The organism is Kocuria sp. KKT182 (assembly GCF_055635395.1).
In genome coordinates, this window is the sequence record NZ_CM145757.1 from 1133599 (window position 1) to 1146165 (window position 12567).

Sequence of the window (12567 nt, forward strand, 5' to 3'; positions counted from 1 at the left end):
GCGGGTCCTTTCTGCAGTGCTCTGGCCGGTGGTCACGGTCGGGGCGCCGAGTCCGGGCCGGACTGGTGCGGGTTGTGTGGATCTCGCCCATCGGAGGTCAGGCTGCGACGCAACCCCTCCTGCATGTGGAGGTACACGACGTAGATCCCGGAGGCGGCGCCGATGCACGCTCCCAGGACCACGATCCACCGGGTTCCCAGCACGCGATCCGCACCCCACCCTACCAAACTCCAGAACCCCATCCCGATCACCACGTAGAGGAGTGTCGTGAGACCTCCGGAAAGCCCTCCGCCCTCCACGAGCTCCCCCGCGGTGCGCAGTCCGGGGCGCTCCCCGGGCCCGTCCTGCGGGGCCCCGGGGCCCTCCTCCGGCGGGGGCGTCCCGTCCGGGCGGGCCGGGTCGTCGCGGTCATCCGCGCTCATGGTCGTCCGTGCTCATGGTCGTCCTGCTTCCTGTCGTCCGGGGTCCTGCCGTCGCGCGTGCCGTCGCCGGCGGGGCCGGGTGCGACCGGGCCGTCCGGGTGCTCGGCCGCTGCCCGCCGCCGGGCCTCCAGCACCGGCTCCAGGGCGGTGCGGGTGCCGCGGGCGCCGGCGCGGGCCGCGAGCGCCAGCGAGACGACGAGCGCGGCCAGCACCCCGGCCGCGCCCCAGCCCGGGACCAGCCAGCCGGGGGCCGGCACGGTGAGCAGGACCCAGCCGAGCAGGAGCACCTTCAGCACGTACGTCGCGGCGAGCACGGGGGCGGCGACCGGCCCGTCCGTCCCGGCGGTGGCCCGCGCCACGAGCACGGTCACCAGGTGGCTCGCGGTGATCAGCCCCGCGCCGAGCAGGACGCTGAGCAGGGCCGCGCTCACGGGCGGGTCCCCGTCCGGGAGCGGACGCCCGCACGGCGCCCGAGCAGCGCGGGCAGCACCAGGTAGAGCGCGAGCACCGCCAGCACGAACGCGCCGGCCACGGCCGTGGCGACGGGCCCCGTGCGCAGGCCCACGACCGAGGCGACGCTGACGAGGACGGTCGCGGCCGTGACGACGAGCGCGGAGCCCGTGTGGGACAGGCCCACGTCGGTGAGCTGCTGGTAGACGTGCTGGCGGTGCGGCCGGTACCAGGCCTCCCCCGCGCGCACGCGGCGGAGCAGGGTCACGGAGGTGTCGGCCACGTAGACCGCGAGCGGGGGCAGGAGGTACTCGACGTAGACGCCGGAGAGGAAGGCCGCGACCGCGATGCCGGCCAGCGAGCCGCCCAGCAGGTAGGAGCCCACGTCGCCGAGGAACACGGTGCCGCGGCCGAGGTTCCAGGGCAGGAACCCGGCGAAGCCGCCCGCCACGGCCAGGCCGGCGGCGATCATCCACGGCAGGTCGTTGGAGGCGCCGGCCCAGGCGTACAGCAGCCCCGCGGCGAGGCCGTGCAGCCCCGAGATGCCGTTGATCCCGTCCATGAAGTTGGCCATGTTCACGTAGGCGGCGATCGCGAGGGTGCCCACGGGCAGCCACCAGGCGGAGGTGCCGAGCACCGCGACCAGGACGGCCGTGGCGGCCAGGCCGATGCCCAGCTGCGCGGCCAGGCGCGCCCGCACGGACACGCCCCGGTAGTCCTCGGCCCAGCCGAGGGCGGCGAACAGCCCGGTCACGGCCAGGACCACGAGCGCGACGGAGCGGTCGACCTCGATCGCGCCGGTGAGCAGGGCGGAGCCGTAGGCGGCGAGCACGGCGAGGGCCACGGCCAGGCCCATGCCCCGCACGACCGTGCGGTGGTGGGAGGAGCGCTCGTTGGGGACGTCGAGCACGCCCCACCGGGCGAGCAGCGGCTTGACGGCCAGGGGCAGCAGGAGGCTGAGCACGAGGGCAGGGACACCGACCGTGAGGACGAGCTCCCCGAGCCGGCGCAGCTCCTCCGGGTCGGGGGCGGCGCCCGGGTCGGTGAGGTCGAGCCCGGCGGGGAGCAGCACGACCGGGGCCGGGCTCACGACGCCCGCCCCGAGGAGCTGCGCGGGCGCTGGACCGACGTGGGCGGCGGCTGCGTGGACGGTCTGACGACGGGGATCGTGCCCGTGTAGACCATGCCGCCGCGCACCTTCCAGGTGTGCCGGTCCAGCTGGGCGGGGTCGAGGCGGTCGGCGCGCGCGTGGGAGATCTTGGGGTGGAAGGGCCGCTCGTCCTTCTCGCCGAGGCCGATGAGGTCCTCGTGCAGCTTCTCCCCCGGGCGCAGCCCGGTGATCTCGATCTCGATGTCCTCGCGCCCGCTCATCACGCGCAGCCGCTCGGCGATGTCCATGATCCGCACGGGCTCGCCCATGTCCAGGATCAGCACCTCGCCGCCGCGGGCGATCGCCCCCGCCTGGATCACGAGCTGGCAGGCCTCCGGGATGGTCATGAAGTAGCGGGTGGCCTCCGCGTGCGTCACCGTGATCGGGCCGCCCTGCCGGATCTGCTCGGTGAAGAGGGGGAGCATCGAGCCCCGGGACCCGAAGACGTTGCCGAAGCGCACCGAGACGTACCGGCGCCCGGTGCGGTCCGCCATCCACGCGGTGAGCTTCTCGGCGACGCGCTTGGAGTGGCCCAGGGCCGTGGTGGGGTTGGCGGCCTTGTCGGTCGAGATGTTGACGAAGACCTCGACCTCCGCCTCCTCCGCGGCCTGCAGCACGTTGAGGGTGCCGACGACGTTGGTCTTCCACGCCTCGTCCGGGTACTGCTCGAGCAGGGACACGTGCTTGAGGGCGGCCGCGTGGAAGACCACCTGGGGGCGGCGGTCGCGGAAGATCGCCCCGACGGACTCCGGGTCGCGGATGTCGGCGAGGACGGTGTCGCGGCCGTCGAGCAGGCCGCGCCCCGTGATGGAGATCTGGGTGCCCTGCAGCGCGGACTCGTCGCGGTCCACCATGATCAGCTCGGCGGGCTCGAAGCCGACGAGCTGGCGGCACAGCTCGGAGCCGATGGAGCCGCCGGCGCCGGTCACCAGGACGCGGCGGCCCTTCACGTAGCCGGCGATCTCCTCGACGTCGATGTCGACGGGGCGGCGGCCGATGAGGTCCTCCATGCTGATGTCCCGGAAGTCCGCGCCCTGGTGCTTGGCGGTGAGCACCTCGCCGAGCGGGGGCATGGTCATGACCCGGATCCCGGTGCCGGCCACGGCGTCCGCGACCCGGTGCATGATCCGGGGGTCCGCGCCGGACATCGCCACGATCAGCACCGAGGCGCGGGTGCGGGCCATGACGTCGCGGAGGTCGTGCAGGGTGCCGAGCACGGGCACGGAGGAGATCCGCAGGTGCTTCTTGGCGGGGTCGTCGTCGAGCAGGGCCACGGGCAGGAACTCCGAGTGCGGGTCCTGCATCATCCGCTGGATGAGGAAGGTCCCGAGGTAGCCGGCGCCGTAGACCACCACGTGCTGGGCGGAGGCGCCCGGACGGGCGGAGGCCTCCTGGTACATCCGTTTGAGGTAGCGGAAGGCGGCCATGAACAGGCACGCGAAGGGGAACGCGATGAGGGCGGTGGAGCGCGGGATGCCGATGCTCGTGCCCACCACCAGGAGCAGCACCTGGACCACGGCCGTGACGATGAGGGTGACCACCACGAGGAGCTTGGCCTCGTCGAAGCTGCCGAAGGAGTACCGCCCCTTGTACAGGGCGAAGGAGAAGCCGACGACGAGCTGGGCGGCCACGGCCACGAGGGACACCAGCAGCAGCCCGGGGGCGCTGATGAACTGGAGCTCCATCTCGTAGCGCAGCACCAGGGCGAGCACGAGGGCCACGACCCAGGCGACGGAGTCCAGCAGCATCTGGATCCACAGCCACGCCACGGGCCTGTCCTGCGGGGCGCCGCGGGGCGGGAACCCCGCGGCGGGACCCCCGGGGGGCACCGCCGTGCCGGCGGTGCGCTCGGGCGAACCACTCATCGCAAAAGTTCCTTTCGTGGTCGGTGCCGGAGCCGGGGGGCCGGGCGGGGAGGGTGCCGGTGCGGGACGGTCAGGGACGGGGTGCGCCGACCATGGCCCGGTAGGCGAGCTCCCGGAGCCGGGTGGGGACGAACCGGTAGCCGCCGCGCACCACCACGTTGCGCACCCATTGTAGGAACCCGACGTGGCCGATCCCGCGCAGGCGGGCCTGGAGGGCGAGCTCCGCGCGGAGCACGCGCCACCCGCCGCGCCGCTCGTAGGAGCCCGCCGAGACCCGGTAGCCGACCAGCGGTTCGGCCACGTTGCGCACGTCGGCGCCCGCGCGCAGCATCCGCACCCACAGCCAGTAGTCCTCGGCCAGGGGCACGTGCTCGTAGCCGCCGGCCGCCCGCACCGCCGAGCGCCGGAACACCACCGTCGGGTGGCTCACGGGGTTGCGGCGCCGGGAGACGGAGAGGATGTCCCGCTCCCCCACCGGTGCGCGGCGCAGGGCGATCGGGGTCCGCTCGTCGTCGCCGATCTCGTGCATCGACGAGCCCACCAGGTCGGCCCCGGCCTCGATCACGGGCAGCTGCACCGCGAAGCGGCCGGGGTAGGAGACGTCGTCGGCGTCGGCGCGGGCCACCACGTCGTGCCGGCACCGGTCCAGGCCGGCGGTGAGCGCCGCGGTGAGGCCCTCGTTGCGCTCCAGGTCGACCCGCACCACCGGCACGGGGAGCTCGCGCACCAGGCGGTCCAGCTCGGCCTCCAGCGCCGCGGGGACGGGGCCGTCCCGCACGACGACGAGCTCGGCGGGCCGGCGCCGCTGCTCGACGGTGGCCGACTCGGCCGCCCGGCGCACCCGCTCCGCGGTGTCGGCGCGGTAGACGGGCATGAGCACGGAGAACTCGAGCGGGGGGTGCGGGCTCACGGGGTCACCGCGGCCCGCCGAAGCCGCGGCCGCGCATCCCGCCGGCGTAGCGGCTCGCCCAGGACGCGAGACCGCGCACGTCCCGCCGGCGGAGGTAGAAGAGGGGGTAGCCGACGAGGTCGGCCCCGAGCTGGACGACCCGCTTGTACCGCCACGTGGTCCAGCCCCGGTTGCGGAAGAAGTGCTCGCGCTTGAACTCCGTCCCGGGCACCACGACCTTGAGCCGGCCGGGGACCACGACGTGCTCCTCGTCCCAGCCCGGCGGGTGCGCCACGGCGGTGCGGGTGGTGGTGCCGAAGGGCAGCCCGGAGCGGCGCAGCCGCACCAGGAAGTCGACCTCGTCGCCGCGCAGGAAGAGCTTGAGGTCCGGCAGCCCGACCGTGAAGAAGACGTGCTCGGCCATCAGGGCGCCGTTGAAGAAGGTGGCGTAGCCGGGCAGGAAGCCGAGCGGCTCCAGGTCCGCCCGGGAGTGGGTCATCCGCCCCTCGAGGCGGTAGGAGAAGGCCAGCGCGCCGTGGTCCTGGGGTGCCACGACGAGCGGGGAGACGACCGACAGCTCCCGCCGCGCGGCCTCCTGCAGGAGGATCTCGAGGCAGTCGGGGCCCTCCGGGTGGGCGTCGTCGTCCATGAGCCACACCCGGTCGGCACCGGTGGCGAGCGCGGTCAGGATCGCGAGGGAGAACCCGCCGGCCCCGCCCAGGTTGGCGAGGGAGCGCACGAGCTCGAGCGCGAACCGGCCGCCGATCGCCTCCTCGAGCACCTCCCGCGGCAGCGCCTCGCGCCCCGCGTCGACGAGGCACAGGGAGGCGACGGGCACCGTCTGCTCCCGCAGCGCGGCGACGAGCGCGAGGACGTCCTCGTGCCGGTCCTGGGTCACGCAGGCCACCGCCACCGTGGGGGTGGGCGTGGGGTCGGACGGCATGCGGCTCCTCCAGGGGGTGACGGGCTGTGCGGTGACGGGCAGTGCGGGAACGGGTGCGGGGTCCGGCACGGTGCCGCGGGCGGGCGCCGGAACGTGCCGAGTCTAGCAAGCGGCGCCCGGACGGCCGGGCCGGCGGGCCGCGTCGCCCCGCCCCGGCGGTGGGCCGGTCTGTACGATGAGCGCAGGAATCCGGGCCCGGACGACGGCGACCGGAAGCGACCGGCAGAGAGGAAGCACCGTGACATCGACGACGTGGGCAGTCCTGGGAGCGACGGGGTTCGTGGGTTCCGCGACCGTGGCCCGGCTGCAGGCGGACGGCCAGACGGTGGTCCCGGTCTCCGCGCCGCGGCTGGGGTCCGGGGCGCGCACGGTCCACCACCTGCTCCAGCAGGCCGGCCGGCTCGAGTCCGTCATCGACTACCTCGCCGAGTCCTTCGCCGGTGCCCACGTGGTCGTCAACGCGGCGGGCCTGGCGGCCCCGGACCAGACGCACGAGGAGTCCCTCGTGGGGGCGAACGCGCTGCTGCCGGTGCTCGTGGCGCTCGCGGCGCGCCGCACGAGCGTGCGCCGGATCGTGCACGTCAGCTCCGCGGCCGTCCAGGGCGACGTCGACGTCCTCGACGAGACGCCCACGGTCCGGCCGTTCTCCCCCTACTCCTTCTCCAAGGCCCTCGGCGAGAGCGCGCTCCTGAAGCTGCGCCGCGACTGGGCGGGCGAGGACGGAGCACCCGCGATCACGGTGCTGCGCGCGACCTCGGTGCAGGGCTCCGGCCGGCGCACCACCGCGCGGCTGGCCCGCTTCGCGTCCTCACCGCTGAGCTCGGTGGCCGGCGACGGCGGCGCGCCCACCCCGGTGACGTCCGTGCACGCCCTGGCCGAGTTCGTCTCCCGGGTCGGACGCCACGGGGAGGCGCTGCCGCCGGTCGTGCTGCAGCCCTGGGAGGGCGCCACGACCGGCTCCATCCTGCGGGACGCGGGCCGCCGGGAGCCGCGCCACCTCCCCGTGCTGCTGTGCCGGCTCGTCGTGGACGCCGGGTTCGCGGTCTCGGCCCTGGCCGGGCACCGGTGGCACGGCGTGTTCCGCCGGCTCGAGGTCACCTGGTTCGGTCAGCGCCAGGTGCGCGGCTGGGCGGAAGAGCACGACGCGGTCCCCGAGCCGCGGATCAGCGAGGTCCTGCGCCAGGCGCACCTGGCCGCCGGCCGGGGCTGAGCCCCGCAGAGCTGCTCGGGGCCGCTCCCGGGACGGGCTCAAGCCTCGCCGCTGCCCTGCGCCACGAGCCGGGCGGCCTCCTCGACCGGCAGCGGCCGCGGCTGCCCCGGCGCCCCGGGCCGCTGGACGCGCGTGCGGTCCTGGTCCACGGCCGGGCGAGCGCCCGCCGCGGAGCGCGCCACGAGCGCGGCGGCCAGTCCCTGCGCCGTCGCGGCCCGCGCCGGCCCGGGCGCCGGAAGCTGCCGGTCCGCGGGTGCGGCCGCGCCCGCCGGGTCGGCGGGCTCCGCCGGGTCGGCGGGCTCCGCCGCGGGCGGCACGGCCTCCGGATCGGGCTCGCTCACGGCGTGCGATCCCGAGGCCGCCGGGCGGCCGGCGCCGGGCTCCGCGGGACCCGCACCCGGCGCGGGAGCGCTGTCGAGCTCCTCGTCGCCGTCCGCCGGCACCACCGAGGGCACCACCGAGCGCAGCCGGGCCAGGCTCACGGTGCCGTGGCGCACCAGCAGCGGGGTCTCCCCCGTGCAGTCCACGATCGTGGAAGGGACCGGGTCCCGGTCGGCGGGTCCGCCGACCGGCCGCGGGCCGCCGTCCAGGTAGAGCTCCACGGAGTCCCCGAGCATGTCCACCGCGGCCCCGGCCGTCGAGGCGGCCGGGTGGCCGGTGCGGTTGGCCGAGGACACGGCCAGCGGGCCGCTCTCGATGAGCAGCGCCTGGGCGAGCTCGTCGTCGGGCACCCGCAGGGCCACGGTCCCGTGGGTCTCCCCCAGGTCCCAGCCCAGCGAGGGGTGGGAGTGGAAGATCAGGGTCAGACCGCCGGGCCAGAAGGCCCGGGACAGCGCGCGGGCGTCGTCGGACACCTCGTCGGCCAGGCCGTCGAGCACCCCGGCGTGGGCGATGAGCACGGGCGGGGGCATGGCCCGGGACCGGCCCTTGGCGGCGAGCAGGGTCGCGACGCCCCGGGCGGAGAACGCATTGGCCCCGATCCCGTAGACGGTGTCGGTGGGCAGAACCACGCACGCGTCGGCCGCGAGGGCGCGCGCGGCGTGCTTGAGCCCGGCGGTGCGCTGGGCGATGCTGCTGCAGTCGTAGACGGTGGAGTTCACGGCGTCCATTCTCCCATTCCGGTCGTGCGGGCGCGGCCCTGGAGGGGCGTCCGGCCGGCCGTGGCCCGGTCCCGGCCCGTCAGGTCCTGGTGGCCCTCGACGTCCTCGAGGCCCGCGGCGCGGAAGGCGTGCGCCACGGCGCGGGCCTGCACCTCGGCGTGCTCCATGACGAAGAACCCCCCGGGGCGCAGCAGCCGCAGGGCCGAGGCCAGGGCCGCCCGCGGGAGCTCGAGCCCGTCCTCCCCGCCCCCGTACAGGGCGAGGTCCGGGTCGTGCTCCCGGGCCTCCGGCTCGCGCGGGACCGCGTCCGCGGGGATGTACGGCGGATTGGAGACCACCACGTCGCAGCGTCCCTCGAGGTCCGGGAACGCGGTGCGCAGGTCGCCCCGGACGAGCTCCGCGCGCGTCCCGCGCAGATTCTCGGCCGCCCAGGCGTGGGCGGTCCCGGACAGCTCCACGGCGTGCACGCGGGCCTGCGGCACCTCGTGGGCCACCGAGGCGGCGATCGCCCCGGAGCCCGTGCCCAGGTCCACCACGTGCGGGCGGTGCACGCCCGCGGCCAGCTGCTCGCGCAGCTCGTCGACCACGGCCTGCACCACGGTCTCCGTCTCGGGCCGGGGCACGAACACCCCGGGCCCGACCGCCAGCGTCAGGTAGCGGAAGTGGGCGACGCCCGTGAGGTGCTGCAGCGGGATCCGGCGGGCGCGCTCGGCCACGAGCTCCGCGTACCCCGCGGGCTCGTCCCCGCCGATGATGGCTCGCGCCTCGACCTCCCCCCGGGACAGCCCGGTGAGGTGGCCGGCGAGCAGCAGCGCGTCGGTGCGCGCGGAGTCGATCCCCGCCTCGGCGAGCACCTGCTCCGCCCAGCGCACCGCCTGGCCCAGTGACCTCGTCATCCCGGGGCCCCCGCTCAGCCGTCCTGCTGGCCGATGGCCTCGAGCTGGGCCTGCTCGTCCATCTCGATGGCCGAGCGCACGACCGGCTCGAGGTCCCCCGCCATGACGTGGTCGAGGTTGTACGCCTTGTACCCGGTGCGGTGGTCGTTGATCCGGTTCTCGGGGAAGTTGTAGGTGCGGATCCGCTCCGACCGGTCCATGGTCCGGACCTGGGAGCGGCGCTGCGCGGCGTTGTCCGCGTCGATCTGCTCCTGCTGGTGGGCCAGGATGCGGGCGCGCAGCACCCGCATCGCGGCCTCGCGGTTCTGCAGCTGCGACTTCTCGTTCTGCATCGCCACCACGATGCCGGTGGGCAGGTGGGTGATGCGGACCGCGGAGTCCGTGGTGTTCACGGACTGGCCGCCGGGCCCCGAGGAGCGGTAGACGTCGATCTTCAGGTCGTTCTGGCTGATCTCGACCTCCTCGGGCTCGTCGACCTCCGGGAAGACGAGCACCGCCGCGGCGGAGGTGTGGATCCGGCCCTGCGACTCGGTGACGGGCACGCGCTGGACGCGGTGCACCCCGCCCTCGTACTTCAGCCGCGCCCACACGCCCTCGGCGGGGTCCGTGGCGTTCGACTTGATCGCGATCTGCACGTCCTTGTAGCCGCCCAGGTCGGAGTCGTTGGTCGAGATGAACTCGGTCTTCCAGCCGCGGGACTCCGCGTACTTGAGGTACATGCGCAGCAGGTCCCCGGCGAAGAGCGCGGACTCGTCGCCGCCCTCCCCCGCCTTGACCTCGAGGATCACGTTGCGCCCGTCGTCGGGGTCGCGCGGGACGAGCAGCCGGCGCAGCTTCTCGCGGGCCGCCGCGAGCTGCTCCTCGAGGGCCGGGATCTCCTCCGCGAACTCGGGCTCCTCGGCGGCGAGCTCGCGCGCCGCCCCCAGGTCCTCCTCGAGGCGGTGCACCCGGTGGTGGGCCTCGACGATGCCGTTGAGCTCGGCGTAGCGGCGCCCGAGCTTGCGCGCCCTGCCCTGCTCCGCGTGCACGGCGGGGTCGGCGAGCTGGCGCTGCAGCTCGGCGTGCTCGTCGAGCAGGGACTGGATGGGATCCGGCATGGGGCGCTCCTTCGGAGGCGGCGGAGAGGGTCGGGCGGTGGTGGGCACGACGACGCCGCCGCGGCCCCGTCCGGTCGAACCGGTCGGGGCCGCGGCGGCGGGGGCGTGCTAGCGGTCGCTCTCGGCGCGGGCCGACAGCGTGGTCTTCTGCACCTGGAGCAGGAACTCGGTGTTGGACTGGGTGTCCCGCAGCTTGTTCGTGAGCAGCTCGAGGGCCTGCTGCTGGTCGAGCCCGGAAAGGACGCGGCGCAGCTTCCACATGATCTTGATCTCGTCCGGGGAGAGGAGGTTCTCCTCGCGGCGGGTGCCCGAGGAGTTGACGTCCACGGCCGGGTAGATCCGCTTGTCCGCGAGCGAGCGGGACAGGCGCAGCTCCATGTTGCCGGTGCCCTTGAACTCCTCGAAGATGACCTCGTCCATCTTGGACCCGGTCTCCACGAGGGCGGTCGCGAGGATCGTGAGCGAGCCGCCGTTCTCGATGTTGCGGGCCGCCCCGAAGAACTTCTTCGGCGGGTACAGCGCCGCGGAGTCCACGCCGCCGGAGAGGATGCGGCCGGAGGCGGGGGCCGAGAGGTTGTAGGCACGGCCCAGGCGGGTCATGGAGTCCAGGAGGACCACCACGTCCATGCCCATCTCCACGAGCCGCTTGGCGCGCTCGATCGCGAGCTCGGCGACCGTGGTGTGGTCGTCCGCCGGGCGGTCGAAGGTCGAGGCGATGACCTCGCCCTTGACCGTGCGCTGCATGTCCGTGACCTCCTCGGGGCGCTCGTCGACGAGCACCATCATGAGGTGGACCTCGGGGTTGTTCGTGGTGATCGCGTTGGCGATCGCCTGCAGCATCAGCGTCTTGCCGGCCTTCGGCGGGGAGACGATCAGCCCGCGCTGGCCCTTGCCGATGGGGGCGACGAGGTCGACGACGCGGGGCCCGATCTTCTTGGGCTCCGTCTCGAGGCGCAGGCGCTCCTGCGGGTACAGCGGGATCAGCTTCCCGAAGTCCACGCGGTCCTTGTTCTCCTCGGTCTTCTTGCCGTTGACCGTGGTGAGCTGGACCAGCGCGTTGAACTTCTGCCGCGTGGCGTTCTGCTGCTCGCCGTCGCGGGGGGCGCGGATGGCGCCGACCACGGCGTCGCCCTTGCGCAGGTTGTGCTTCTTGACCTGGGCGAGGCTGACGTAGACGTCGTTCGGGCCGGGGAGGTAGCCGGAGGTGCGCACGAACGCGTAGTTGTCGAGCACGTCCAGGATGCCGGCGACGGGCAGCAGGACGTCGTCCTCGGTGAACTCCGTGTCGTCGACCTCGGGGCCGGTGCTGCGCCCGCGGCGGTTGCGCCGCTCGTTGCGCTCGGCGCGGTCGTTGCGGTCGCTGCGGTCCCGGTCGCGGTCGTTGCGGTTGCGGTTGCGGCGGCTGCGGCGGCTGCCGCCGTCGTCCTGGCGGTTGTCCTGACCCCGGTTGTCCTGACCGCCCTTGTCCTGCCGGTTGTCCTGGCCGCCCTTGTCCTGGCGGCTGTCCTGGCGGTTGTCCTGGCCCTTGCCGTCCTGGGACTTCCCGCCCTCGGACCGGCCGTCGCGCCGGCCTCGGCCGTCGCCCCGGTCCTGGCCGCCCTTGTCCTGGCGGTTGTCCTGGCCCCGGTTGTCCTGGCCGCGGTTCTGGTTGCGGCTCCGGTCCTGCTTCGACTGGTCGTCGTCCCGGCCCTCGGCCGAGGAGCGCGCCTCGTCGGTCTCCTGCCCGGAGTCCTGGCCGCCGTTGCCCTGGCCGTTGTCGTCGCGGTTGCGGTTGCGGCGGCTGCGGTTGCGGTTGCGGCCGCCCTCGCCCTCGGCGCCGGAGGAGTCCTCGGCGGGAGCGGGCTGGTCGGCCGGCTGCTGCTCGGTGGCGCCCTGCGCCGCGCCCTGCTGGGCGGCGTCCTGCTGCTCGGAGCCCTGCTGCACGGGGACGGACACCACACCGGTGCTCGTGGCGCGGCGGGAGCGCGAGCGCCGCTGCGGCTGGCCGCCGTCGGCGCCCTGCGCGGCGGAGGAGTCCTCGCCGGTCGTGGCGGCGGCCGGGGCGGTGCCCTGGTCGGCGCCGCCGTCGGCGGTCTTCTCGACCGTCTGCGCGATCTTCTGCTCGACGGCCTGGTCCCGGTCGGCGACGGCGCCGCCGCGCTGGTGGGCGGCGATCGCGTCGACCAGCAGGCTCTTGCGCATCCGGCGGGCGCCGGTGATCCCGAGCTGGGAGGCGAGCGCCTGCAGCTGGGCCAGCTTGAGCGCGGACAGTCCCGCGTTCCGGGGGTCGCTGGTGGTGGTCTCTTCCGTACCCGTGGAAAGGTCGGTGGTCTCGGTCACGAAGTGTCCTTCTCCCTCGGTGGGGGGCCCATGGATCTCAGAGTCCAGGACCGTGGATGGTTCCCGGCGGGCCGCGATCGCGGGCCGCCTGCGGCGGGGCGCACTTCAGGGCGCGGCAGCCTGGGCGAACAAGGTGTCACCCGGAGATCATGGTGCGCTCCGGTCCGTGTCGGGGCGGGCCGGGGCGCCGACGGCATCGAAGAAGCCGATGCCGGCGGGGGATCAC

General features: G+C 74.7%; 11 protein-coding genes. 1 reads left to right on the forward strand and 10 read right to left on the reverse strand.

Annotated features, from left to right (window positions below; translation table 11 throughout):
- Nucleotides 1–32: 32 nt before the first annotated feature.
- From ACZ2G1_RS05210 to ACZ2G1_RS05235, 6 genes are all read right to left on the reverse strand, one after another.
- Nucleotides 33–422 carry an AtpZ/AtpI family protein gene (locus ACZ2G1_RS05210; RefSeq protein WP_017833263.1) on the reverse strand — a complete coding sequence of 130 codons (390 nt, stop codon included), beginning with the start codon at nt 420–422 and terminating at the stop codon, nt 33–35.
- Complete coding sequence (locus ACZ2G1_RS05215) at nt 419–853, reverse strand: hypothetical protein (protein ID WP_109222123.1); 435 nt, start codon at nt 851–853, stop codon at nt 419–421. The genes ACZ2G1_RS05210 and ACZ2G1_RS05215 overlap by 4 nt, the downstream gene beginning before the upstream one ends.
- Nucleotides 850–1962, reverse strand: a complete 1113-nt coding sequence (locus tag ACZ2G1_RS05220; protein ID WP_229588636.1) for an MraY family glycosyltransferase — start codon at nt 1960–1962, stop codon at nt 850–852. The genes ACZ2G1_RS05215 and ACZ2G1_RS05220 overlap by 4 nt, the downstream gene beginning before the upstream one ends.
- Nucleotides 1959–3887 carry a polysaccharide biosynthesis protein gene (locus ACZ2G1_RS05225; RefSeq protein ID WP_017833266.1) on the reverse strand — a complete coding sequence of 643 codons (1929 nt, stop codon included), beginning with the start codon at nt 3885–3887 and terminating at the stop codon, nt 1959–1961. The genes ACZ2G1_RS05220 and ACZ2G1_RS05225 overlap by 4 nt, the downstream gene beginning before the upstream one ends.
- A gap of 70 nt (nt 3888–3957) precedes the next feature.
- Nucleotides 3958–4797 (reverse strand): glycosyltransferase, encoded by an 840-nt coding sequence (locus ACZ2G1_RS05230; RefSeq protein WP_470377557.1) that lies wholly within the window; start codon nt 4795–4797, stop codon nt 3958–3960.
- A 4-nt stretch (nt 4798–4801) separates the two neighbouring features.
- Nucleotides 4802–5719 (reverse strand): glycosyltransferase, encoded by a 918-nt coding sequence (locus tag ACZ2G1_RS05235; RefSeq protein WP_095651708.1) that lies wholly within the window; start codon nt 5717–5719, stop codon nt 4802–4804.
- A gap of 238 nt (nt 5720–5957) precedes the next feature.
- On the opposite strand from ACZ2G1_RS05235, the gene ACZ2G1_RS05240 reads away from it, so the two are divergent.
- Nucleotides 5958–6929 carry an NAD-dependent epimerase/dehydratase family protein gene (locus tag ACZ2G1_RS05240; RefSeq protein WP_031283606.1) on the forward strand — a complete coding sequence of 324 codons (972 nt, stop codon included), beginning with the start codon at nt 5958–5960 and terminating at the stop codon, nt 6927–6929.
- A 38-nt stretch (nt 6930–6967) separates the two neighbouring features.
- Here ACZ2G1_RS05240 and ACZ2G1_RS05245 read toward each other — a convergent pair whose 3' ends face one another.
- From ACZ2G1_RS05245 to rho, 4 genes are all read right to left on the reverse strand, one after another.
- Entirely contained in the window at nt 6968–8029 is a 1062-nt protein-coding gene (locus tag ACZ2G1_RS05245) for an L-threonylcarbamoyladenylate synthase (RefSeq protein ID WP_470377558.1), read from the reverse strand.
- Entirely contained in the window at nt 8026–8925 is a 900-nt protein-coding gene (gene prmC, locus ACZ2G1_RS05250) for a peptide chain release factor N(5)-glutamine methyltransferase (RefSeq protein ID WP_470377559.1), read from the reverse strand. Before prmC ends, ACZ2G1_RS05245 begins: the two co-directional genes overlap by 4 nt.
- Before the next feature lie 14 nt (nt 8926–8939).
- On the reverse strand, nt 8940–10022 hold the full coding sequence (gene prfA / locus ACZ2G1_RS05255) for a peptide chain release factor 1 (protein WP_017834414.1): 1083 nt from the start codon (nt 10020–10022) through the stop codon (nt 8940–8942).
- 108 nt (nt 10023–10130) lie between these two features.
- Nucleotides 10131–12341, reverse strand: a complete 2211-nt coding sequence (gene rho / locus ACZ2G1_RS05260) for a transcription termination factor Rho (RefSeq protein WP_115162831.1) — start codon at nt 12339–12341, stop codon at nt 10131–10133.
- Nucleotides 12342–12567: the final 226 nt, after the last annotated feature.